The sequence below is a fragment of the Curtobacterium sp. UNCCL17 genome (genome assembly GCF_000686685.1).
Classification (GTDB): Bacteria; Actinomycetota; Actinomycetes; order Actinomycetales; family Microbacteriaceae; genus Curtobacterium; species Curtobacterium flaccumfaciens.
Genome location: NZ_KK366000.1, coordinates 261,872 through 284,632, shown reverse-complemented (window position 1 = coordinate 284,632; position 22,761 = coordinate 261,872). Strand labels below are relative to the sequence as shown.

General features: G+C 71.8%; 22 protein-coding genes and 2 tRNA genes. 12 read left to right on the top strand and 12 right to left on the bottom strand.

Annotated elements, in window-relative coordinates; genetic code table 11:
- Positions 1-88 precede the first annotated feature (88 nt).
- The 5 genes from BR70_RS0106145 to BR70_RS0106125 all read left to right on the top strand — a co-directional run bounded on the left by BR70_RS0106145 (position 89) and on the right by BR70_RS0106125 (position 4,555).
- On the top strand, positions 89-463 hold the full coding sequence (locus BR70_RS0106145; protein WP_035808449.1) for a holo-ACP synthase: 375 nt from the start codon (positions 89-91) through the stop codon (positions 461-463).
- Between the two features lie 81 nt (positions 464-544).
- Positions 545-832, top strand: a complete 288-nt coding sequence (locus BR70_RS0106140; RefSeq protein ID WP_051596691.1) for an acyl carrier protein — start codon at positions 545-547, stop codon at positions 830-832.
- Positions 829-2,004 carry an acyl-CoA dehydrogenase family protein gene (locus BR70_RS0106135; protein ID WP_027465345.1) on the top strand — a complete coding sequence of 392 codons (1,176 nt, stop codon included), beginning with the start codon at positions 829-831 and terminating at the stop codon, positions 2,002-2,004. Before BR70_RS0106140 ends, BR70_RS0106135 begins: the two co-directional genes overlap by 4 nt.
- Positions 2,001-2,972, top strand: coding sequence for an amino acid--[acyl-carrier-protein] ligase (locus BR70_RS0106130; protein WP_081827279.1), 972 nt, complete (start codon positions 2,001-2,003; stop codon positions 2,970-2,972). Before BR70_RS0106135 ends, BR70_RS0106130 begins: the two co-directional genes overlap by 4 nt.
- Positions 2,969-4,555, top strand: coding sequence for an alpha/beta fold hydrolase (locus BR70_RS0106125; RefSeq protein ID WP_027465343.1), 1,587 nt, complete (start codon positions 2,969-2,971; stop codon positions 4,553-4,555). The genes BR70_RS0106130 and BR70_RS0106125 overlap by 4 nt, the downstream gene beginning before the upstream one ends.
- A gap of 15 nt (positions 4,556-4,570) precedes the next feature.
- Here the strand turns inward: BR70_RS0106125 and BR70_RS19820 are convergent, their stop codons facing one another.
- Together BR70_RS19820 and BR70_RS0106115 are read right to left on the bottom strand one after the other, a co-directional pair.
- Positions 4,571-5,497 (bottom strand): alpha/beta fold hydrolase, encoded by a 927-nt coding sequence (locus BR70_RS19820; RefSeq protein ID WP_051596690.1) that lies wholly within the window; start codon positions 5,495-5,497, stop codon positions 4,571-4,573.
- 56 nt (positions 5,498-5,553) lie between these two features.
- Positions 5,554-6,042 carry a peroxiredoxin gene (locus BR70_RS0106115; protein WP_017886715.1) on the bottom strand — a complete coding sequence of 163 codons (489 nt, stop codon included), beginning with the start codon at positions 6,040-6,042 and terminating at the stop codon, positions 5,554-5,556.
- A gap of 241 nt (positions 6,043-6,283) precedes the next feature.
- Between BR70_RS0106115 and aceE the strand changes: the two genes are divergently transcribed.
- From aceE to BR70_RS0106085, 6 genes are all read left to right on the top strand, one after another.
- Positions 6,284-9,028, top strand: a complete 2,745-nt coding sequence (gene aceE / locus BR70_RS0106110) for a pyruvate dehydrogenase (acetyl-transferring), homodimeric type (RefSeq protein WP_027465342.1) — start codon at positions 6,284-6,286, stop codon at positions 9,026-9,028.
- Between the two features lie 7 nt (positions 9,029-9,035).
- A complete protein-coding gene (locus tag BR70_RS0106105) occupies positions 9,036-10,262 on the top strand; it encodes a PucR family transcriptional regulator (protein WP_027465341.1) in 1,227 nt (408 codons plus the stop codon).
- Between the two features lie 78 nt (positions 10,263-10,340).
- Positions 10,341-11,282: an ACP S-malonyltransferase gene (locus tag BR70_RS0106100; protein ID WP_027465340.1), complete on the top strand. Its 942-nt coding sequence runs from the start codon at positions 10,341-10,343 to the stop codon at positions 11,280-11,282.
- On the top strand, positions 11,279-12,331 hold the full coding sequence (locus tag BR70_RS0106095) for a beta-ketoacyl-ACP synthase III (protein ID WP_051596689.1): 1,053 nt from the start codon (positions 11,279-11,281) through the stop codon (positions 12,329-12,331). The genes BR70_RS0106100 and BR70_RS0106095 overlap by 4 nt, the downstream gene beginning before the upstream one ends.
- A gap of 122 nt (positions 12,332-12,453) precedes the next feature.
- Positions 12,454-12,702: an acyl carrier protein gene (locus BR70_RS0106090; protein ID WP_017886710.1), complete on the top strand. Its 249-nt coding sequence runs from the start codon at positions 12,454-12,456 to the stop codon at positions 12,700-12,702.
- A gap of 87 nt (positions 12,703-12,789) precedes the next feature.
- A complete protein-coding gene (locus BR70_RS0106085; protein ID WP_027465338.1) occupies positions 12,790-14,034 on the top strand; it encodes a beta-ketoacyl-[acyl-carrier-protein] synthase family protein in 1,245 nt (414 codons plus the stop codon).
- A 243-nt stretch (positions 14,035-14,277) separates the two neighbouring features.
- Here the strand turns inward: BR70_RS0106085 and BR70_RS0106080 are convergent, their stop codons facing one another.
- The 6 genes from BR70_RS0106080 to BR70_RS0106055 all read right to left on the bottom strand — a co-directional run bounded on the left by BR70_RS0106080 (position 14,278) and on the right by BR70_RS0106055 (position 19,256).
- The gene (locus BR70_RS0106080) at positions 14,278-14,778 is read right to left on the bottom strand and encodes a DUF3145 domain-containing protein (protein WP_027465337.1); all 501 of its coding nucleotides are present in this window, start codon (positions 14,776-14,778) and stop codon (positions 14,278-14,280) included.
- A 176-nt stretch (positions 14,779-14,954) separates the two neighbouring features.
- Positions 14,955-15,800 carry a DUF1684 domain-containing protein gene (locus BR70_RS19815; protein ID WP_051596688.1) on the bottom strand — a complete coding sequence of 282 codons (846 nt, stop codon included), beginning with the start codon at positions 15,798-15,800 and terminating at the stop codon, positions 14,955-14,957.
- Positions 15,797-16,921, bottom strand: a complete 1,125-nt coding sequence (locus BR70_RS0106070; RefSeq protein WP_081827323.1) for an AI-2E family transporter — start codon at positions 16,919-16,921, stop codon at positions 15,797-15,799. Before BR70_RS0106070 ends, BR70_RS19815 begins: the two co-directional genes overlap by 4 nt.
- Positions 16,922-16,928: 7 nt before the next feature.
- Positions 16,929-17,003 (bottom strand) — tRNA-Ile (locus BR70_RS0106065).
- A gap of 13 nt (positions 17,004-17,016) precedes the next feature.
- The gene (locus tag BR70_RS0106060; protein WP_027465335.1) at positions 17,017-18,228 is read right to left on the bottom strand and encodes a glycosyltransferase; all 1,212 of its coding nucleotides are present in this window, start codon (positions 18,226-18,228) and stop codon (positions 17,017-17,019) included.
- A gap of 113 nt (positions 18,229-18,341) precedes the next feature.
- A complete protein-coding gene (locus BR70_RS0106055) occupies positions 18,342-19,256 on the bottom strand; it encodes a DMT family transporter (protein ID WP_027465334.1) in 915 nt (304 codons plus the stop codon).
- Between the two features lie 39 nt (positions 19,257-19,295).
- Here BR70_RS0106055 and def point away from each other — a divergent pair, with 39 nt between their 5' ends.
- Positions 19,296-19,871, top strand: coding sequence for a peptide deformylase (gene def, locus BR70_RS0106050; protein ID WP_027465333.1), 576 nt, complete (start codon positions 19,296-19,298; stop codon positions 19,869-19,871).
- A 58-nt stretch (positions 19,872-19,929) separates the two neighbouring features.
- On the opposite strand, the gene BR70_RS0106045 is transcribed toward def, so the two are convergent.
- From BR70_RS0106045 to BR70_RS19810, 4 genes are all read right to left on the bottom strand, one after another.
- Positions 19,930-20,418, bottom strand: coding sequence for a hypothetical protein (locus BR70_RS0106045; protein WP_155896800.1), 489 nt, complete (start codon positions 20,416-20,418; stop codon positions 19,930-19,932).
- A gap of 129 nt (positions 20,419-20,547) precedes the next feature.
- A tRNA-Asn gene (locus tag BR70_RS0106040) sits at positions 20,548-20,620 on the bottom strand.
- 115 nt (positions 20,621-20,735) lie between these two features.
- Positions 20,736-21,794 carry a D-isomer specific 2-hydroxyacid dehydrogenase family protein gene (locus BR70_RS0106035; protein WP_027465331.1) on the bottom strand — a complete coding sequence of 353 codons (1,059 nt, stop codon included), beginning with the start codon at positions 21,792-21,794 and terminating at the stop codon, positions 20,736-20,738.
- The gene (locus BR70_RS19810) at positions 21,791-22,720 is read right to left on the bottom strand and encodes an ATP-binding cassette domain-containing protein (protein ID WP_081827275.1); all 930 of its coding nucleotides are present in this window, start codon (positions 22,718-22,720) and stop codon (positions 21,791-21,793) included. The genes BR70_RS0106035 and BR70_RS19810 overlap by 4 nt, the downstream gene beginning before the upstream one ends.
- Positions 22,721-22,761: the final 41 nt, after the last annotated feature.

The window sequence follows — 22,761 nt, the reverse complement described above, 5'->3', positions numbered from 1 at the left end:
CCTGGCGACGATCATACGAACCCCCTCGGCGCCCCATGCCCCTCGGGGAATGCGCTGTGGAGAACTCGTGCGTAGCCTGCTCCTCGTGATGACCATCCGGACCGGCACCGACCTCGCCGCGGTCGAGGACGTCGTCGACGCCGTGACGGCGCACGGCGAGCGGTACCTGGACCGGGTGTTCACCCTGCGGGAACGCACCGACACCGGCGACGACCCGGAGCGCCTCGCTGCCCGGTTCGCGGGCAAGGAGGCCGTCGTGAAGCTGCTCCGGCCGGCTCCGGACCAGGCGATCCCGCTGCGGGACGTCGCCGTCGTGCTCGATGCCGACGGGGCCCCCACGGTCGAGCTGTCCGGGGCGGCCGCGGCCCTGGCGGAGTCGATCGGGTGCGGCCCGATCGCGGTCTCGTTGGCACACGAACGGGGGCTCGCGGTGGCGACGGCGGTGGCCCTCTCGGAGCGCTGACCCGGCGCTCCGGACAGGGGTGCGGTTTCCCGCACCGGCACGGCGGTTTCCCGAGGGCCGTTCCTCTTTACGGTTGCAGTCATGGAACAGGACCCGAACCCCTCCAGCACCACCGCGACGATCGCCGACCCGGCCACCGACCGGGCCGTCCGTCGCGCCCTCGCCGAGCACGGCCGGCTGACGGTCGACGCGTGGGACGTCGCGTCGATCGCCGACCTCTACGCCCTCGGCCTGACCTCGCACGCCACCGTCAACGTGATGCTCGCGGTGGAGTCGGACCTCGACGTCGAGTTCCCGGACTCCGTGCTGAACCGGTCCACCTTCGCGAGCGTCGAGTCGATCACCGCGGCCGCGGAGCTCGCGTCGTGACCCTGGTCCTGCCCGCTCCGTCGGTCATCGACCGCTTCGCCGAGCGTGCGAGCGCGGTGGCCGAGGTCGCCGCGCAGTTCGCCGACGAGGTCGACCGCGACGCCCGCCCTCCGCGCGAGGCCATCGCCGCGATGCGGGAGTACGGCCTGCTCGCGGCAGCGGTGCCGACCGAGCACGGTGGCGAGGGTGCCTCCGTGGCCGAGCTCTCCGCGATCGCGACCGAACTCGGCCGGGCCTGTGCCGCGACCGGCATGGTGTTCGCGATGCACCAGGGCCAGGTCATGGCGCTCTGGCGGCACGGCGGCGACGGTGCCGGCGTGCTCGAGACCATCGAGGCCGTCCGTGGCGGTGCGCTCGTGGCGTCGGCCACCACCGAGCGCGGCGTCGGCGGTGATGCGCGGCGGTCCACGTGTTCCATCGAGCCGACCGACGACGCCCGGATCCGCCTGCGCAAGGACGCGCCGGTGATCTCGTACGCCACCGAGGCCGACGCGGTGTTCGTCACCGCCCGACGCGACCCGGACGCCCCGGCGTCGGACCAGCGACTGCTCATCTGCCGCACCGACACGATGGTCCTGTCGCAGACGTCCACCTGGGACACCATGGGGCTCCGCGGTACGTGCAGCAACGGGTGGATCCTCGACACCGAGACGACGATCGACCGCGTGTTCCGCGACGACTACGCCACGATCTCCGCCCAGACCGTCCTGCCGGTGTCGCACGTGCTCTGGGCCTCGGTCTGGCTCGGCATCGCGGTCTCGTCCGCCGAACGTGCCCGCAGCGCCGTCCGCAAGCAGGCCCGCGCCGCGGTCGGGACGACCCCGCCCGGTGCGCTGCGGCTGGCCGAGCTCCTGGTCGACCTGCAGGCCCTGGCCGACTCGGTGCGCCGCGCCGCCGAACGGTTCGACGCCGCCGCCGACGACCCGGACGTGCTGGCCTCGAGCGCGTACGCCCTCGCCGCGAACGCCCTGAAGATCGGTGCGTCCGAGCGCGTCACCGACATCGTCACGAAGGCGCTGCGCATCGTCGGGATCGCGGGCTACGCCGCCTCGGGTCCGATGAGCATCGCCCGACACCTCCGAGACGCCCACGGGGCCGCCGTCATGGTGAGCAACGACCGTCTCCTCAAGAACGACGCCGACCTGGCCATCATGACGGGAGTGATCCTGTGACCATCACGGACACCACCACGCACACCACCGACACCAGCACCGCGGACACCGCCGCCGCGCTCGACGCCGCCCGCGCCGCCCTCCGCGCCCGCCTGCTCACCGACGGCGTCCTCCTCGACCTCGGCACGCCCGGCCTCTACGGCCGCACCGGGGTCTTCGAGCGCGTGTACGCCGCGGTCGACGCCGCAGCGGTGCGCAGCCAGCAGCACCTCGGCGCCGAGGTCCTGCGCTTCCCGCCGGTCGAGCCACTCGCGTCGTTCGAGCGCACCGACTACATCGCGTCGTTCCCGGACCTCGCCGCGTCGATCTCCGGGTTCACCGGCGACGACCGCACCCACCGCGCGCTGCTCGCCGCCCGCGAGCGCGGTGAGCGCTGGGAGGGGTTCCTCGAGCCGGCCGACCTCATGCTCACCCCCGCGGTCTGCCACCCGGTCTACGGCCTGATCGGCGACACCGTGCCCCGGCAGGGTCGGTTCTTCGACGTCCTCGGCGACTCCTTCCGCCGGGAGCCCTCGCTCGACCCGATGCGCCTGCAGGCCTTCCACATGCACGAGTTCGTGCACGTCGGCACGCCCGCGTCCGCGGCGGCCCACCGGGACGGCAGCATCCCGGTGATGCGCGCGCTGCTCGAGTCGTTCGGGCTCGAGATCGACGTCGTCCCCGCGAACGACCCCTTCTTCGGCCGCGTCGGGCAGATGCTCGCCCGCAACCAGGTCGAGCAGGCGCTCAAGTTCGAGTTCGTGACGAAGGTCTACGGTCCCGACCACGACGCGACCGCGATCAGCTCCGCGAACCTGCACGAGGACCACTTCGGCACCTCGTTCGGCCTCCGCACCGAGGACGGACAGGTCGCGCACAGCGCCTGCATCGCGTTCGGCCTGGAGCGCATCACCATCGCCCTGTTCGCCGCCCACGGCACGGACCTCGACGCCTGGCCGGCGTCCGCCCGCGCGGCCCTCGCCCTGTGACCACGCTCCACGGCTGGTCCGGATCGCCGGCGATCCGCGCCGCGGTCCAGCTCCCCGCCGCCGCGCGCGCCGGCGTCGTCATCTGCCCGCCGCTCGGGCAGGAGGGCGTCATCGCGTACCGCACGCTCCGTCTGCTGGCCGACCGCCTGGAGGCCCGTGGCATCGCCTCGGTGCGCTACGACCCGTCCGGACGTGGTGACGGCGCCCCCGACACCACGCCGGACGCGCAGGTCCGGTCCGCACGCCACGCCGCCGCCGTGCTCCGCACGACGGGGGTGCAGCACGTCGCCTTCGTCGGGTTGGCCTCGGCGGCCCTCGTCGCGGCGAACGCGGCCGCGGACACCGACGGCCTCGTCGTCTGGGACGCCCCGGCATCGGGCAAGGGCTGGCTCCGTCGGCAGCGCGCCCTCGCGACCATCACCATCGGTGCCGACCGCGTGGTCGACGGCGTCGAGAGCCTCATCGGGTTCGACGTCGAGCCGGACGAGGCCGCCGCACTCTCGGACCTCGCCTTCGCCCCGCGCACCGGGCCCACCGTCGCGCTCGTCCGCCCGGGTGCCCGGCCACCGAAGCCCCTCGGCGGTGTCGACGTGACCGAGGTCACCGGCAGCGCCGAGCTCCTCGACGGCACGAGCATCCACGCCCGCATCCCCGGAGCCGCCGTCGACACCGTCGTCGCCTGGCTCGACACGTGGGCACCCGAGACGGCGGTGCCCGTCCGCGCGCCCGTCCTCGACGAGGTGCTCGACGTCGACGGCCGCGTGTCGGAGCGGATCGTCCACCTCGGCGATCAGGGGCTGTTCGGGATCGAGACCGTCTCGTCCGCCCAGCACCACGACGCCCCCGTCGTCGTGCTCCACAGCGGCGGCGCCGAGCACCGCGTGGGCGCCACCGACTACCAGGTCGAACTCGCCCGCGCCCTCGCCCGCGACGGCGCCCGGGTCGTCCGGGTCGACCGCCGTGCCACCGGCGAGAGCACCGGCGTGCACGAGGACGAGCGGAGCTTCCTGTTCGCGCAGGAGTGGGTCGAGGACCAGTCCGCCGTCGTCACCGCACTCGCCACACCCTCGGACCGGCTCGTGCTCGTCGGCATGTGCGCCGGCGCCTGGGTCGCGGGCCGCGCCGTCGAGGAGGCCCCGCGCCTGGTCGTCGAGATCAGCCCGAACGACTACCGTCGCGTCCCGGCCGAGCCCGGCTCGTACGCCGACGGGGTCCGGGCGATCGACGCCCCGTCGCCCGCCCGGATGTGGGTGCGCGAGCGGTACAACCGGTTCGTGCCGAAGGCCGTCCGCGACCGGATCGCCCGTCGCGACCGGATGGGCGGGGTCGTCGGCCACGTCCGCCCGCTCGTCGAGCACGGCACCGACGTCGTCGTGATCGTCGCTCCCGAGGACGCAGCCCTGTTCGACCGGCTCGGTGGGCAGAAGGCCGTCCGGCGCTGGCCCGGTGACGACCGTCGCGGCTCGGTGTCCGTCGTCCGCGTCGAGGACGGCGACCACGCGCTGTTCTCCCCGGCGATGCGCGAGGCCGTCGTCACCGAGGTGCGCTCCCGCGTCGCGGCGACGTTCCCCGTCCACACCTGACGCGGCCCGACCGGCTCAGCGGAGGCCGAGCTCCCGCGCGACGGCGTCCGGACGCTCGACGTGGGCGAAGTGCCCGCAGTCGTCGAGCAGCACCGTCCGGACCTGTGGCACGAGCACCCGCAGCGCCTCGAGGTCCGAGACGCGGGCGAACACGTCGTCGCGCCCGGCGATCGCCGTCACCGGGCAGGTGACGGCGCGCCACCGGTCGACGTCGTACGCAGCCGCCGACCGTGCCGCCTCGGTGAACTGCTCCGGCCGGAGCTCCTCGACGAAGGCCTCGAGCACGCTCGGGTCCAGGCGTCGCACGTGCGTGAACACCGGCGCCGCGACGAGCGGCAACAGACCGACCCGTGCGATCCCCCGGAGCAGCGGACGAGCGACGCCCCCGGTCACCGTGAGGCCCGCACGCAGCAGGGTGAACGCCGGCAGGGTGCCGAGCGCCCGCACCGGGTGCCGAGCCGCACCGGCCGTCGCGACCGTGGTGCCGGACACCAGGGCGAGCGACCGCACCCGCTCGGGCGCCACCACCGCCAGGTGCAACCCGACGAACGCGCCCATGGAGTGCCCGACCACGTCGACCGCACCGAGCCCCAGCGTGCCGAGGACCGCCGACACGGCACCCGTGACGGCGTCGAGCCCGAGCGGACCGTCCGGAGCCGGCGAGGACCCCCAGCCGGGCAGGTCGACGAGCACCAGGCCGCGGTCGCCGACGCCCTGTGCGGCGTGCAGCAAGGGTGTCCACGTCGACCAGGAGCCGGCGACGCCGTGCAGCAGCAGGAGCGGGTCCGGACCGGCGCGGTGGTGCACCACGACGGGGCCGGTCGGGGCCTCCACGACCGTGCGGGTCAGCCCCCAGGTGCCGGGCGTGACGCGCACCGGGTACGGAGCGTACGCATCAGCGGTGACCCCGTGACCACGTGGGTCGGCGTCGATGGCGTGCACCGGGCCTCCTGTCCGACCGTCGACGCGGACGCGTCCGTCAGGAGGGATTCGGAACGCTAGCCGACGGGGACGGGTGCCGAGCAGGCGGCGAGCCGGTCGAGGGCAGCCTTGTACTCGGCGACGTCACGCTGCAGGCCGGGCTCGGTGATGATCGAGGCCTTGATCCGACCCTGCACGTCGATGACGAAGGTCGCGCGGGTGGCGAAGCCCTTGTGCTCGAGGAACACGCCGTACTCCTTCGAGACCGCGCCGTGCGGCCAGAAGTCGGCGAGCAGCTCGAAGTCGTAGCCGTTCGTCTCGGCGAACGACCGCAGGGTCGCCTTCGAGTCGACCGAGATGCCGAGGAGCTCGATGCGCTGGTCCTGGAACATCGTGATGTTGTCCTGCAGGGTGCAGAGCTCGTTCGTGCACCCGGACGAGAACGCCAGCGGGAAGAAGACGAGTGCGACCGGGCGGTTGCCGCGGAAGTCGCTGAGTCGGACGTGCTCACCGAACTGGTTCGGGAGCTCGAAGTCCGGCGCGAGTGAGCCGATCTCCAGTGCCATCGCTACGTGTGCTTCTTCCTCGGGCGAGGGGTGTGCCCGTCGGGTCCGTGCGCCGCAGATCGCGTGTGCACGATCGGCCATGCTACGCCGACGACACGCGAATGCAAGCACCCGTCCACCTGCACGTCACCATCAGCATCAGCGTCGGTCCTGGGGCCTAGAGTGGACGGGGCCCCAGCCGGTCGCGACCCGACCACCGGAGCCACCATGTCCACCACCACGAGAACGAACGAGGTCAAGGGTGACGGTGAACGACCAGGACCCGTACAGCGCCGGGGCGAACGACCAGGATCCGCAGGAGACCGCCGAATGGCGTGAGTCCCTCGACGGGCTGGTCCAGACCCACGGACACCAGCGCGGTCGCGAGATCATGCTGAGCCTGCTCAAGCGGTCCAAGGAACTGCACCTCGGTGTGCCGATGGTCCCGACGACGGACTACGTGAACACCATCGCGCCGGAGAACGAGCCGGAGTTCCCCGGCGACGAAGAGCTGGAGCGCCGGTACCGCCGCTGGATCCGCTGGAACGCGGCCATCACGGTGCACCGCGCACAGCGTCCCGGCATCGGGGTCGGCGGGCACATCTCGACGTACGCGTCCAGCGCTGCGATGTACGAGGTCGGCTACAACCACTTCTTCCGCGCGCAGGACCACCCCTCCGGTGGCGACCAGGTCTTCTTCCAGGGCCACGCCTCCCCCGGCATGTACGCCCGCGCGTACATGGAAGGGCGCCTCTCCGAGGACCAGCTCGACGGGTTCCGGCAGGAGAAGTCGCACGCCGGCGGCGGCCTGTCGTCGTACCCGCATCCGCGCCTCATGCCGCACTTCTGGCAGTTCCCGACCGTGTCGATGGGCATCGGCCCGATCAACGCGATCTACCAGGCGCAGCAGGCCAAGTACCTGTCGAACCGCGGCATCAAGGACGCCATGGACCAGCAGGTCTGGGCGTTCCTGGGTGACGGTGAGATGGACGAGGTCGAGTCCCGCGGGCAGCTCCAGGTCGCCGCGAACGACGGCCTCGACAACCTGAACTTCGTCATCAACTGCAACCTGCAGCGGCTCGACGGTCCGGTCCGTGGCAACGGCAAGATCATCCAGGAGCTCGAAGCGTTCTTCCGCGGTGCGGGCTGGAACGTCATCAAGGTCGTCTGGGGCCGCGAGTGGGACGACCTGCTCGCCCGTGACACCGAGGGCGCGCTCCTCAACCTGATGAACCAGACGCCGGACGGCGACTACCAGACGTACAAGGCCGAGAACGGTGCCTACGTGCGCGAGAACTTCTTCGGGCGCGACCCGAAGGCGCTCGAGCTCGTCAAGGACTACACCGACGACCAGATCTGGAACCTCAAGCGCGGTGGCCACGACTACCGCAAGGTCTACGCCGCGTTCAAGGCCGCGACCGAGCACAAGGGCCAGCCGACCGTCATCCTGGCGAAGACGGTCAAGGGCTACGGCCTCGGCCCGAGCTTCGAGGGCCGCAACGCGACCCACCAGATGAAGAAGCTCACGCTCGACAACCTCAAGCAGTTCCGCGACGAGATGCGCATCCCGATCTCCGACGCGCAGCTCGAGGAGAACCCCTACACGCCGCCGTACTACCACCCGGGCAACGACGACGAGGCGATCCAGTACATGCACGAGCGTCGTCGCGCGCTCGGTGGCTACGTGCCGGAACGTCGCACGAAGTACACGCAGTTCACGCTGCCGGACGACTCGAAGTACCAGGTCGTCAAGAAGGGCTCCGGCAAGCAGGAGGTCGCCACCACCATGGCGTTCGCGCGCCTGCTGAAGGACCTGCTGCGCTCGCCCGACTTCGGCGACCGCGTGGTCCCGATCATCCCGGACGAAGCACGCACCTTCGGCATGGACGCCTACTTCCCGTCGGCGAAGATCTACAACCCGAACGGCCAGCACTACACGTCGGTCGACCGCGAGCTCCTGTTGGCCTACAAGGAGAGCCCGCAGGGCCAGATCATCCACGTCGGCATCAACGAGGCGGGCGCCCTCGCGGCGTTCACCGCGGTCGGCACCTCGTACTCGACGCAGGGCGAGCCGCTCATCCCGGTCTACGTCTTCTACTCGATGTTCGGGTTCCAGCGCACCGGCGACGCCATCTGGGCCGCCGGCGACCAGATGACCCGTGGCTTCATGATCGGCGCCACCGCCGGCCGCACCACGCTGACGGGCGAAGGCCTGCAGCACGCGGACGGCCACTCGCCGCTCCTCGCCACGACGAACCCGGCCGTCGTCTCGTACGACCCGGCGTTCGGCTACGAGATCGGCCACATCGTCAAGGCCGGCCTCGACCGCATGTACGGCACGAACGAGGACGGCTCGCCGAAGCACGCCGACCCGAACGTCATGTACTACCTGACGGTCTACAACGAGCCGCTGGTGCAGCCGGCCGAGCCCGAGGGCGTCGACGTCGAGGGCATCCTCAAGGGGATGTACCTGCTCAAGGCGAGCGAGCACGACGGCCCGAAGGCCCAGCTGCTCGCGTCCGGTGTCGCCGTGCCGTGGATCCTCGAGGCGCAGCAGCTCCTCGCCGAGGACTGGGGCGTGTCGGCCGACGTCTGGAGCGTCACGAGCTGGGGTGAGCTGTACCGCGACGGTGTGGCCGCCGAGCAGCAGGCGTTCCTCAACCCGAACGAGCCGGCCCGCACGCCGTTCGTCACCGAGCGTCTGCTCGGCACCGAGGGCCCGGTCGTCGCCGTGAGCGACTTCATGCACCTGGTGCAGGAGCAGATCCGCCCGTTCGTGCCGACCGACTACGCCACGCTCGGCGCCGACGGCTTCGGCTTCTCGGACACCCGTCCGGCCGCTCGCCGCTTCTTCCACATCGACGGCCCCTCGGTCGTCGTGCGGACGCTGCAGCAGCTCGCCCGCCAGGGCAAGGTCGACGGCGCGCTCGTCCAGCAGGCGATCGACAAGTACCGCCTGCACGACGTGACCGCCGGCACCACCGGCAGCGCGGGCGGCGAGAGCTGATCAACCCGTGACGACGGTCCGCCCGGACCACGAGAGCCAGGAGAGCGCGCGCGAGCGTGCGCTCTCCTGGCTCCGTCAGGTGTCCGGAGAACTCTCCACCGCCACGATCAAGCGACTCGAGGACACGCTCCCCTGGTACAGCGAGATGCCGCCGGGGCGCCGCTCCGCCGTGGGCCTCGTCGCCCAGGCCGGCATCACCTCGTTCATCAGCTGGCTCGAGGGCACCGCGTCGACGCCGTGGATCGCCGCGGCCGACGTCTTCGGGTCCGCCCCGCGGGAACTCCTGCGCTCGGTGAGCCTGCAGCAGACCCTGCAGCTCATCCGCGTCGTGGTGACCGTGGTCGAGGAACGCGCCGCCGACGACGAGATGCTGCAGGAGGCGATCCTCAAGTACTCCCGCGACATCGCGTTCGCCGCCGCCGACGTCTACGCCCGCGCGGCCGAGGCCCGTGGCCTGTGGGACGCCCGGCTCGAAGCGCTCGTGGTCGACTCGATCCTCTCCGGCGAGTACGACGACGAACTGCCCTCCCGCATCGCCGCCCTCGGGTGGCACGGCCACGGCGAGGTCGCGGTGCTCGTCGGCACCGCACCGAAGCAGCTCGAGGTCGACCAGGTCCGGCGCACCGCACGGCACATGGACGCCGACGTGCTCGTCGGGGTCCAGGGATCGCGGCTCGTCGTGGTGATCGGCCGCGCCACCCCGCGCGACGACGTCCCCGAGGGCGAGGAGCCCGTCTCCTTCACGACCATCGCGCAGGCCCTCGAACCGCTGTTCGGCGAGGGCCACCTGGTGCTCGGCAACGAGGTCCCCGGGGTCGTCGACGCCTCGACGAGCGCGAAGGCCGCCCTCGCCGGGTTCGCCGTCGCGCGTGCCTGGCGTGGCGTGCCCCGCCCAGCCCTGGCCGACGACCTGCTGCCCGAGCGGGCCCTGGCCGGCGACCCCCTCGCCCGGTCGGCCCTGGTGCAGCGCATCTACGTCCCGCTCAAGGACCAGTCCACCGAGCTCCTGCAGACGCTCTGGTGCTACCTGGACACCGGGCGTTCGCTCGAAGCCACGGCGCGCGAGCTCTTCGTGCACCCGAACACCGTGCGCTACCGCCTGCGCCGGGTCGCCGACATCATCGGCTGGGACGCCACGCACGCCCGTGACGCCCTGATCGTGCAGTCGGCGCTCATCCTCGGCGCGATGTCCGAGTCCGCGACCGGACGCCGCCGCATCACCCCACGGCGGTAGAGAACCAACAATGTCCCGCGGGGATTCGTGTGGGAAGTCCACACGGGCCCCGCGGGACGAGAACGCGAGGATTGTCCGGTGATCGTCGTCGTCGCGCCCGGACAGGGCTCCCAGACCCCCGGCTTCCTCGCCCCCTGGCTCGAGGACGCCACCGTTCGTGAACGAGTCGGGCAGTGGTCGGAGTCGATCGGCGTCGACCTCGCCGAGCACGGCACGAACTCCGACGCGGACACCATCAAGGACACCGCGCTCGCACAGCCCCTCATCGTCGCCGCCGGCCTGGTGACCGCCGACGCACTGCTCGCCGAGGGCCGTCGTGCCCTGGTGGGCGGGGTCGCCGGACACTCGGTGGGCGAGTTCACCGCCGCCGCGGTCGCCGGGATCCTCGAGCCGACCGACGCCGTCGCCCTGGTCGCCGAACGCGGCCGCGCCATGGCCGACGCCGCAGCGCTCGAGCCGACCTCGATGGCCGCCGTCCTCGGTGGCGACGCCGACGCAGTGGCCGCAGCCCTCGCCGAACACGGTCTGGTGCCCGCGAACCACAACGGTGGCGGCCAGACCGTCGTCGCCGGTGCGGCCGACGCGATCGCGGCCCTCGCCGCCGACCCGCCCGCCAAGGCCCGCGTGATCCCGCTCGCCGTGGCCGGTGCGTTCCACACCCGGTACATGGCCCCCGCCGTCGAGCGGGTCGCCCCGGTCGCGGCCGCCGCCACGGTGCAGGACCCGACCCTGCCGATCTGGACCAACGCCGACGGCTCCCGGATCGACGACGGGCGCCGCTTCGTCGACCTCATGGTCCAGCAGATCGCGAACCCCGTGCACTGGGACGCGGTCATGGAGTCCTTCTCCACCGCCGGCGTGACCGGCATCATCGAGCTCGCACCCGCCGGTGCCCTCGTCGGCCTGGCGAAGCGCGGCCTCCGCGGCACGCCGACCGTCGCCATCAAGACCCCCGACGACCTGCCTGCAGCGATCGACCTGCTGCAGCGCGCGGGCCAGGAAGCAGACACAACCGCATGACCGACCCGACCACCCCGACGGACGCCCCCACGGGCCTCCCGACCGGATCCGCGCGCCCGCTGCTCCAGCAGCGCCGCGGCCACGAGTTCACCCGGATCCTGGCGTTCGGCGCCGCCCGCGGCGAGAACGTCGTGCCGAACGACGACCTCGTCGGCCCGATCGACTCGTCCGACGAGTGGATCCGCCAGCGCACCGGCATCATCACCCGCAAGCGCGCCGGCAACGACGTCGAGGCCGTCGACCTCGCCGAGGCCGCCGCGCGCGAGGCCATCGAGAAGGCCGGCATCGAGCCGTCCCAGATCGGCGTCGTGCTCGTGAGCACCGTCACGCACACCGTCGCGACCCCGTCGATGGCGTCGCTGCTCGCCGAGCGCATCGGGGCCACCCCGGCGGCCGCGTACGACATCAGCGCCGCCTGCGCCGGGTACGCCTACGGCATCGCCCAGGCCGACTCGTTCATCAAGTCGGGGCTCGCCGACCACGTGCTGGTCGTCGGGGCCGAGAAGCTCAGCGACGTCGTCGACCCGACCGACCGCTCGATCTCGTTCCTGCTCGGGGACGGTGCCGGCGCCGCCGTGATCGGCCCGAGCGACTTCCCGGGCATCGCCCCCACCATCTGGGGCTCCGACGGCTCGAAGTGGGACGCCATCGGCATGACCGCGACCTACAACGAGTGGGAGGCCGGCGCACCGCGCCCGACCATGCGCCAGGCCGGGCAGACGGTGTTCCGCTGGGCCGTCTGGGAGATGGTCAAGGTCGCCCGCCAGGCACTCGAGACCGCCGGGGTCCGCCCCGAGGACCTCGCCGCCTTCGTGCCGCACCAGGCGAACATCCGCATCATCGACGAGTTCGCCAAGCAGCTCGGCCTGCCCGAGACGGTGACGATCGCCCGCGACATCACCACCACCGGCAACACCTCCGCCGCGAGCATCCCGCTCGCCACGCACCGCCTGCTCGAGGAGCACCCGGACCTGTCGGGCGGCCTCGCCCTGCAGATCGGCTTCGGCGCCGGACTCGTCTTCGGCGCGCAGGTGGTCGTCCTCCCCTGATCCCCGCCCGGTCGCGCAGCCGCGCGCCCGGTCCCCATCCCGACGAGCCTCCGCGCACCCGGACCCCGCGTGCCCTAGGCTGGTCAACGGTCAAACGACACCCCCCTTCAAGGAGAACACTCATGGCCCTGTCCAACGAAGAAGTCCTCGCCGGCCTGGCCGAGCTGATCAACGACGAGACCGGTATCGCCACCGACACCGTCGCCGCCGACAAGTCCTTCACGGACGACCTCGACATCGACTCCATCTCGATGATGACCATCGTGGTCAACGCCGAGGAGAAGTTCGACGTGAAGATCCCGGACGAAGAGGTCAAGAACCTCAAGACCGTGGGCAACGCGGTCGACTACATCGTCAAGGCCCAGGCCTGACACGAGCTTCCTGAGCGCCGCGGCCCGCGGACCCCTGCGGGCCACGGCGCTCATCTTGTTCACCCCAACGAAAGAGCACGTCGTCCCATGACCAAGAAGACCGTCGTCGTCACCGGGATCGGTGCGATCTCACCCCTCGCCGCGACCGCCCCGGACACCTGGGACGCGCTGCTCGCCGGCAAGTCCGGCATCACCCGCATCGAGGACCCCCGCTACGCCGAGCTCGAACTCCCCGTGGAGTTCGCCGGCCAGGCGCGCCGGTTCCTCACCGACCAGCTCACCCGCCCCGAGTCGAAGCGCCTCGACCCCTCGTCGCAGCTGTCGCTCGTCGCGGCGCGTGAGGCCTGGGCCGACGCCGGCATCGACGACGAGTCGGTTGTTCCCGAGCGCCTGATCGTCGACTGGGCGACCGGCATCGGTGGCGTCAACACGCTGCTCGACGCCTGGGACACCCTGCGCGAGAAGGGCCCGCGTCGCGTCCTGCCGATGACGGTCCCGATGCTCATGGCGAACGGCCCCGCCGCCGCCATCGAGATGGAGTTCGGCGCCCGTGGCGGCGCCCGCACCTACCTGTCGGCCTGCGCGTCCTCGACCGAGTCGCTGGCCGAGGCGTACCGGCACATCGCCGACGGCGATGCCGACATCGTCATCACCGGTGGTGCCGAGGCCGCGCTGCACCCGCTCCCGCTGGCCGCGTTCGCCGCGATGCAGGCCCTGTCGCGCCGCAACGACTCCCCCGAGACCGCCTCGCGTCCGTACGACGTCACGCGTGACGGCTTCGTGCTCGGTGACGGCGCAGCAGCGCTCATCCTCGAGTCGAAGGAGCACGCGGAAGCCCGCGGTGCGACGATCTACGCCGAGGTCGCCGGCTCCGGCATCACCTCCGATGCCTTCCACATCACCGCGCCGGACCCCGAGGGCAGCGCCGCCGCCCGTGCGGTCCTGCAGGCCCTCGAGCACGCCGACGCGAGCATCGAGGACGTCGTGCACGTCAACGCGCACGCCACCTCGACCCCCGTCGGTGACGTCGCCGAGTACCACGCGATGCGTCGGGTCTTCGGCGACCACCTGGACGACGTCGTGGTGTCCGCCACCAAGGCGTCCACGGGCCACCTGCTCGGTGGTGCCGGTGCGATCGAGGCGGTCTTCACCGTCCTCGCGCTGCACAACCGCGTCGCCCCGCCGACGATCAACCTGCACGACCAGGACCCGGAGATCGTCATGGACGTCGCCCGCGAGCCGCGTGCGCTGCCCGAGGGCGACCTGCTCGCGGTCAGCAACTCGTTCGGCTTCGGCGGCCACAACGCCGTGGTCGCGTTCCGCAGCGTCTGATCCGTCGCACCCTCTGCCAGGAGGCCCGTCCCGCGTCGTCGGGGCGGGCTTCCTTCGTTCCGCTCGTCGGTTCGGAGTTCCGCCAACACGCCGTCGTGTCGCTGAGGCGCCCCTGGAACGACGAGACGCCGCCGTGTTCGGCGGCGTCTCGAGTCTTCGGCGGTGTCAGGACAACACGCCGGCGTGTTGCGCACCCGACGCCGGCGTCCGCGCACCCGAGACGCCGGCGTGTTGCGAGTCGGGTCAGCCGACGCGGTGCAGCCAGACGACCGGGTTGCCCTCGGCCGCGTGGCGGAAGGGCTCGAGCTCGTCGTCCCAGGCCTGCCCGAGGGCGAGTCGGAGCTCACGGTGCAGTTCGAGGGCGTTGCTGCCCGCGACCTCCATCGCGTAGCGCACCCGGTCCTCGGGGATGACCATGTTGCCCGTGACGTCGGTCTGGGCGTAGAACACACCGAGGTCGGGCGTGTGCATCCAGCGGCCGCCGTCCGAGGCGCTCGTCGGCTCCTCGGTGACCTCGTACCGCAGGTGCTCCCACCCGCGCAGTGCCGACGCGATCGCGGCACCGGCACCCACCGCACCGGTCCACGTGTACTCGGTCCGGCGCGCACCGTCCTGTGCGGGCTGGTCGAGCCACGAGAAGTTCACGGCGCGGTTCATCGCGCGACCTGCTGCCCATTCGACGTGCGGGCAGAGCGCGCGGGGTGAGGAGTGCACGTAGAGCACTCCTGTCGTCGTTCCGTTCACGGTTCCTCCGATACGTCAGGTGCGACTTCCCCATCGACCTGGTGCGGAGGATCCTGACCCGAGGGGCCACGGAACCATCGGTATGCGATTGTGATGTCCCGACGGGACACGCCCATTATGCAGCGCCACGCCTGGGAACGGCAAGGACCCGACCGGATCAGTGCCACCGCAACCCGTCAGTGCAGGACGGCACCGTTCGCGTCGACCGGGTGCCGCTCCCCCGCCGTGATCGGCACCGGGACGCGGTTGTCCTCCGGTGGGATCGGGCAGGCGTACTGGTACGAGAACGCGCACGGCGGGAGCACCAGCCGGTTCCAGTCGAGCTCGACCGTGGCCTCGGCGCCGGGGTCGTCGAGGTACAGGAACCGACCCATCGAGTAGGTGCTGCCCGGGTCGTCCTCGGGCAGGGCACTCGTGGCGTCCTGCACGATGAGCTGCAGCCGGGCGGCTCCGCGGTGGGCAGCCGACCGGACGGCGACGAAGCGCACCGCGGCACCACCCACGACGGTCTCGACGTGTCCAGCGACCGGCAGGGCGTCGCCGGCGGCGTCACGGACGCTGCCACGGGCCTCCAGGGCGTCCCCGACCAGCGGGACGTACGTGCCGGACGTCACCCAGTCGCCGGACCACGCGAAGCGGGCGATCTGCGCGAAGCGGGCGATCGCCTCGGACGACGGGTCCCAGACGCGAAGGGTGTCGCCGCTGACGGTGCCGGCGAAGCCGTCCGGCAACGCGACGCTCGACGGCACGACGGCGGTGTCCCCGGCCACCAGGACCGTGCCGTCGACCGGGACGCCGTCGACGACGACGCCGTCGGATGCCTCGGCCGTCACGGTGAGTCCGCCGACGGCCGGGGCCCACGTCCCGGGGACCGGCCAGACCGGCTGCGGGTGGTCGACGTGCTGGGCGTTCACCAGGGCGAGCGGCCCACGGGCACTGCGCGCCCAGCGGTCACGGTCGTGGACGTGCTCGGCGAAGGCGGCGACGACCGCGTCGTCGGGTGCGCCGGTGCCGCTCGTCACGCCTGCTCCTGGCGGGGGTAGATGACCTTCTGCACGATGATGATGACCGACGCCGCGACGGGCAGCGCCACGAGCGCACCGAGCACGCCGCCGATCGTGCCGCCCGCGACCGCCGCGATGACCACGAGGGCGCCGGGCACCTGGACCGCCCGCGACATGATGCGCGGGGAGATCAGGTAGGCCTCGACCTGCATGTAGACCAGGTAGTAGATGCCCGAGAACAGGGCGGTGGCCGGCGACGCGAAGAAGCAGAGCAGCGAGATCACGATCGCGGCGGCCAGCGTGCCGACCAGCGGGATCAGCGAGCCGAGGAACGCGATGAACGCGAGCAGCACGGGCAGCGGTGCACCGATGATGAGCAGGAAGACGAAGCTCAGGATGCCGTTGATGAGCGCCTGCGACACCTGCCCGACGACGTACCGGCCGACCGCCTGCGTGATCTGCTCGCTCACGTCGATGAAGTTCTGGCGACGCGACGCCGGGACGAACCGGTAGGCCGCGCGCTTCATGCCCCGCATCGACGCGAGGAAGTAGAGCATCAGGATGATGACGATGAGCGCCCCGGTGACCCCGGACAGGATCCCGCTGCCGACCGCCAGGATCCCGCCGCCGACGCTGAGCAGGTTGCCCGGCTTCTCGACGAAGGACTGCAGCGACTGCAGCGCGTGGTCGATGTCGAACGACCCCGCGAACTGCTTCGACAGGTCCTGCACCCACGGCTGCTGCGAGATGTCCTGCACGATCTCGGGGAAGTTCTGGACCAGGTTCGAGGTCTGCTCCACCAGGATCGGGACGACGGCGAAGACGATGCCGGCGAAGGCCCCGAGGACGACCACCACGACGATCGTGATCGCGGACCAGCGCGGGATGATCCGCTCGAGGAACGACACGAGGGGGTCGATACCGAGCGCCAGGAACAGCGCGACCCCGATGTAGACCAGGACCGTGCTCAGCTCGTTGATGATCGACCCGGCGAGCAGCGCGACGAGCACCCCGATGGCGCCCATGAACCCGATGCGGAAGGCGTTCACGCGCACGCCGGTACCGCCACGGGTCACCTCGAAGGTGACGTTCGGTGTCGGTGCGTGGTCGTCCTGCGACGTGTCGCGCTTCCTTGGCATGTGCACGTAGGGCGGGCGGGACTCGAACCCGCGGATCGTTCGGTTATGAGCCGACTGCCTTGACCAGCTTGGCTACCGCCCCTCGCCGGAGACCCTCAGGCCACCGGCTCACCACGATACAGCGACTCGAACGTCGACAGCGTGCGGTTGATGTCGTGTGCCTCGATCATGGCCAGGCTGCGTTCCCGCATCGCCACGTACTCCGACTCGGGCGCGGTGAGCACCGTCGTGAGCTTCGCCGCCAGGTCGTCCACGTCGCCCGGGGTGAACAGGTACCCGTTGCCGTCGATCAGGTGCGGCAGCGCCATCGAGTCGGCAGCGACGACGGGCAGCCCCGAGGCCATCCCCTCGAGCGACGAGATGCTCTGCAGTTCCGCCGTGGACGGCATCGCGAACACCGTCGCGTTGGTCAGGGCCTCCTGCTTGCGCTCGTCGGAGACGAAGCCCAGGAACCGCACGCGGTCCTCGAGCCCGAGCTCCTTCGCCAACGCGGTGAGCTTCGGGATCATCTCGCCGTCGCCGACGATCGTCAGCGTCGCGGACAGCTCGGCGGGCAGCAGCGCCACCGCGCGGACGAGCACGTCGAGGTTCTTCTCGGGCGCCACACGTCCGACGAACACGATGTCGTTGTTGACCGGGCGTCCCTCGCGCGCCACGTACCGGGACGCGTCGATGCCGCACGAGATCGCGAGGACCTGCTGTCCGGCGATGGCCTTCCGCAGGTAGTCGGCGGCCAGGTTCGTCGGCGTCGTGATGGTATCGGCCAGCCGGTAGGTCTTGGCGGCGTCGCTCCACGCGATCTTCAGCGCGAGGGGCAGCGTCCACTTGCCGAACGGCGTGTACTCGAGCAGGTTCTCGGGCATGAAGTGGTTCGTCGCGATGACCCGGATGCCGCGGTCGTTCGCCTCGTGCACGATGCCGCGACCGATGACCACGTGCGACTGGATGTGCAGCACGTCGGGCTTGACCGCGTCGAGGATCGGACCGGTCCACTTCCGGACGCTCCACGGCCACACGAAGCGCAGCCACGGGTGCAGCGGCCACTTGTACGACTTCAGCCGGTGCACGACGAGCGTGACGCCGTGGTGCTCCTCGTCGAAGGTGCCGTACTGGCGGCTCGAGGCCGGGGCCACGACGTGCACCTCGTGCCCGCGCTCGGCGAGACCGACGGCGAGCTGCTCGGCGAAGGTGGCGGCGCCGTTGACGTCGGGGGCGAAGGTGTCCGCTGCGATCAGCACGCGCAACGGTCGGTGACCGCCCGTCGCACCCGTCGGTCCGGCGGTGGCGGTGGTGGCGTCTCCTGACACGGCTGAGTTCGTCCTCTCGTGGGCGATGGCTGGTCGGCAGTGACGCTATCGCACCAGGATCGACGGTCGCGTCAGCCGCGCGGATGAGGGCGGCGACCACCGGGCGCGCGGCGTCAGGCCCGGGTCTGCGGGTGGTGCTTGGCGAGCAGGAACACCCCGGTGATGGCGATGCCCGCGGCGACCACGAACCCAGCCACCGCGAACAACGGCGCCCCCGAGGCCTCGCCGAGCACGATGACGCCGATGCCGACCGCGACGATCGGGTCGATCACCGTCAGCCCCGCGATCACGAGGTCCGCCGACCCGCTCGAGTACGCGTTCTGCACGAAGTACCCGCCGAGCGACGCCGCCACGACCACGCCGGCGATGGCGAGCACGGTCAGCCAGTCGAAGGTGCCGTTCACGAACCGGTTGAGCACGACCTTGGCCAGTGTCGCCACGAACCCGTAGAGCACCCCCGCCCCGACGATGTAGTAGAGCGCACTGCGGTGCTTGGCCACCAGGCGGAACGACACCAGCACGAGGACCAGCACGACGGCCAGGATCACCAGCACGGTGACGAGCTGCTGGCGGGTGATCGCGCTCTCGTGGCCGACGAACGCCGCGATCCCGACGAAGATGCCGACACCGATGATGCACGTCCACACGGCCCGCCGCGCACGACGACCGAGCGGCACACCCGACGACCGCGACGAGAACCACGTCGTGATGACCAGCGCCACGGCACCCAGCGGCTGCACGACGATCAGGGGGGCGAACGTGATGCTGATGAGCTGGAGCACCACCGCGATGCCGAGCATGAGCGTGCCGAGCACCCAGTAACCGCTCGAGACGAGCCCGACCACGTGCCGGACGCTCAGCCCCTTCGACTGCCGACCGAGACGCGCCTCGACCCGCTGCACCCCGCGGCTCTGGAACTGCGCCCCGAGCGACAGGAACACCGCACCGATCAGGGCCACCGGGATCATCAGCGCCTGGAACGGCGTGAGGTTGCTCACGGCGTCCGGCAGCTGGAGGTCCGTCGTCACGCGTCGAGGCTACCGTCCCCCGCCGGATAACCTGGGTGAATGGCCGTTCTCCCGATCCGCATCACCGGCGAACCCGTCCTGCACGAGCGTGCAGCCGAGGTCACCGCGTTCGATGACGACCTCCGCACCCTCGTCGCCGACATGCTCGAGACCATGGACCTGGCCCCCGGCGTCGGCCTGGCCGGACCGCAGGTGGGCGTCGGCAAGCGCCTGTTCGTGTACTCCTACACCGATGACGACGACGTCCTGCACCGGGGCGCCGCCGTCAACCCGGTCCTGTGGATCACGCCCCCGGTCCCCGAGTCCGTCCAGGAGCTCGACGAGGACGAGGAGTCCGAGGGCTGCCTCTCGATCCCGGGCGAGCGGTTCCCACTCCGCCGCTCGGAGAGCGCCCTGCTGCGGGCCTTCGACGAGCACGGCACCCCGTTCGAGGTCGAGGCGCACGGCTGGCTGGCCCGGATCTTCCAGCACGAGTACGACCACCTGGACGGCTGGCTCTACGCCGACCGCCTGGTGCACCCCTACGGCAAGCAGGTCGCCAAGGCGATCCGCAAGAGCAGCTGGGGCGGACCCGGCCAGTCCTGGTTGCCGGGTCGCGACCACCCCGAGGGCTGACGCCCGTCCTGCCGCCGTCGGCCCGTCGCGGGTGCGGCGGTCGGTCTGGAGGCCCGGCTCAGCCCCGGTAGGCAGCCAGTGCGTCCCGCAGGTGGTCGGTCTCCGGGTGTCCGGGGCAGTACCGCAGGAGGCCTGCGGCCACGTGCGCACCGCGCTCGTCGGCGACCGCCGACGTCCACGGGTCCGAGCCGCGCACCGCGCAGGCGCTCGCGAGCTCGACCAGGGTCGCGTCGCCACGCGCCGCCGTCACCGCGGCCTGCTGCTGGCTCGACGGCACCGAGCCGGTGAGGCGCTTCGCCGAGCAGTCGGCACGCTCGGCATCCCACACCGCCGAGTAGGTCGTGTAGGTCTCGCTGTCCGATCCGCCGCGGTCGCAGACGAACGCGAAGACCACCGGCGACGCGCCCGAGCCCAGCCCGGTGTCCGAGCTCGTCGGGTCCTCGGAGGCATCGGTGTCCGGGCCGACGCTGCTGCAGCCGGTGAGCACCGCCGTCGCGGCGACGACCACGCCCACGAGCGCGAGTCGAGGCGAACGGGAACGGTGCACCTGTGAACGCTAACAGCATCGACCGGGCAGGAGCCGCGCGAACGCTGCGGATCCGGTGCGCAGCTGCGCTGGTGCAGTTCGGCAGCGGGAACGCAAAAGGTCCCCACCCCGAAGGATGAGGACCTGTCGCTCCCCGAGTTGGACTCGAACCAACAACCTGCCGGTTAACAGCCGGCTGCTCTGCCAATTGAGCTATCGAGGATCACTGTTCGCTGGCGAATGACGTGCGAACAACGGGTAACAGCATAGCAGGACCCTGCGGCCCTCCACCGCATCGGACACGCCGCCCGGGCGCGCCGCGCGGTGGAGCCCCCGGGTCAGTACCCGGCGACCGGGTCGACGACGCCGACGAAGCCCTCGCCGTCGCCCCCGAGGAACGCCGTGGCGTTCAACCGGACGCGCTCGGCCAGCAGGGGCGCGACCATGTCCGGGGTGTCGGCCTGGTGCGGGGTGATGACCGCGCCGGGCTCCGACCAGAGCGGGTGCCCGTCGGGCAGCGGCTCGGGGTCGGTGACGTCGAGGCCCGCCGCGGCGATCTCCCCGGTGCGCAGGGCGTCGACCAGGGCGTCGGTGTCGACGAGTCCGCCGCGCGCGATGTTCACCAGCCTGACGGAGGGCTTCATGATCCGGAACTGCCGCTCACCGAAGAGCTTCGCGGTGCCCGAGGTCATCGCCGCCGCGATCATCACGACGTCGGCGTTGGGCAGGACCCGGTCGAGCTCGTCGGTGGTGACGGTCCGCGCGGCTCCCGGCACGGGCTCGGGCGAGCGGCGCACGACGGTGGCGTCGACGTCGAACGGCGCGAGCAGCCGGAGGTACTCGAGCGCGATCCCGCCGGCACCGATCACGACGACGTTCCGCCCGTACAGCGAGACCCCCTCGGGCTCGGTCGCCCACGACGACGCACGAGCGCGCTTCTGCAGGACCCGGAGCGTGCCGAGGGTCAACGCCAGCGCGTGTTCGGCGACCGGCTCCGCGTAGGCACCCTTGGCCGACGTGAACAGCACGCGGTCGCCGTGCTCAGCGATGAGGTGCGCGAAGGCGTCCACGCCGGCGAACGGCAGCTGCACCCACCCGACGGCGGGGTGCCGGCGCAGGGTTTCGTCCAGGCCGGCGGGATCGCGGTTGTCGAGCCAGACGATGCCGCGGGTGTCCGGGCCGAGCGGCCCGACCGTCCCGCCGGCCTCGGTCACGACCCGCGCGTGCAGGTCGCTCGGTCCGACGGTCCCGCTGGCCTCGGGGGCCGCGCTCACGGGCTGGTCGGCCGGCGCGGGCAGCACCGCGACGGGGCCGGACTCCGGGGCCCGGATCGGCAGGGGCGTGCGGGCGGTGGGGACGACTGCCCGGTGTCCGCGGGCCGGCCTCGCGGCGCTCACAGGCCCTCGGGCCGATCCGTGCGGGGACCGCTACCGGCGGCCACCGGACGGCGCGGCGCCGACGAACGGCGGGACGTGCTCGGCGCCGGACGACGCTTCACCCCGCGGGCCGCGGTCGAGGCGAGGGTCTTCACGTAGGGGTCGACGGGGTTGTCGAGGACCTCGTCGAAGGTGCCGAGCCCGACGAGCCGGGCATCGGCCATCACGGCGACACGGTCGGCGAGGGCGCGTGCCTCGCGCAGGTCGCTGGACACGACGACGGCCGAGAACTGCCGGCCGCGCTGCAGCGTCGCCAGGGCCTCGAGCACGGACTGCCGCACGAGCACGTCGACGCCGCGTGCCGGTTCGTCCGCGACCAGCAGCTGGGGTTCGAGCACGAGCGCCTTCGCCAGGGCGACACGCTGGCGCTGCCCGCTCGAGAGCTCCCACGTGTTCAGGCGCATCGCCCCGAGCGGCAGGTGCACCGCGTCGAGCAGACGGGCCACGATGAGCCCGGCCTCGCGCCGGTCGAACCGGCGGTCGCGTGCGTAGATCGGTTCGGCGACGGCTTCGCCCACGGTCAGGTCCGGGCTGAGCCGGTCGGCACCGTCCTGCGGCAGGTAGCCGATCCGGCCGCTCAGCCGTTCGAGCTTGCGCGACGAGGGACGGAGGCCCCGGGTCTTCTGGCCGAGCACGGTCAGCTCGCCGCCGACGATGTGCCGACGGAGGGCCCCCTCGCCCTCGCCGTGGGACCCGAGCTGGCCGGCGATGGCGGCGGCGAACGTCGACTTGCCCGAGCCCGACTCACCGAGCAGGGCGAGGATCTCCCCCTGCCGGACCGTCAGGCTCACGCCGTCGACGGCACGGATGGACTCGCCCCCGCGTCCGCCCCGGTACTCGATCGACACGTCGTCCGCGACGACCGCCGGTCCGTTGACCGCGATCATGGGTCCCCTTCCACGCCGCCCCCTGGCGGCGGTTCGCGACG

What these genes read in the sequence shown, in the direction of transcription:
- BR70_RS0106085 (WP_027465338.1), top strand. Translation starts at nt 12,790, where the DNA reads ATGACCAAGAAGACCGTCGTCGTCACCGGGATCGGTGCGATCTCACCC.
- BR70_RS19810 (WP_081827275.1), bottom strand. Translation starts at nt 22,720, where the DNA reads ATGATCGCGGTCAACGGACCGGCGGTCGTCGCGGACGACGTGTCGATC.
- BR70_RS0106115 (WP_017886715.1), bottom strand. Translation starts at nt 6,042, where the DNA reads ATGGCACTGGAGATCGGCTCACTCGCGCCGGACTTCGAGCTCCCGAAC.
- def (WP_027465333.1), top strand. Translation starts at nt 19,296, where the DNA reads ATGGCCGTTCTCCCGATCCGCATCACCGGCGAACCCGTCCTGCACGAG.
- BR70_RS0106070 (WP_081827323.1), bottom strand. Translation starts at nt 16,921, where the DNA reads ATGCCAAGGAAGCGCGACACGTCGCAGGACGACCACGCACCGACACCG.
- BR70_RS0106140 (WP_051596691.1), top strand. Translation starts at nt 545, where the DNA reads ATGGAACAGGACCCGAACCCCTCCAGCACCACCGCGACGATCGCCGAC.
- BR70_RS0106090 (WP_017886710.1), top strand. Translation starts at nt 12,454, where the DNA reads ATGGCCCTGTCCAACGAAGAAGTCCTCGCCGGCCTGGCCGAGCTGATC.
- BR70_RS0106095 (WP_051596689.1), top strand. Translation starts at nt 11,279, where the DNA reads ATGACCGACCCGACCACCCCGACGGACGCCCCCACGGGCCTCCCGACC.
- BR70_RS0106145 (WP_035808449.1), top strand. Translation starts at nt 89, where the DNA reads ATGACCATCCGGACCGGCACCGACCTCGCCGCGGTCGAGGACGTCGTC.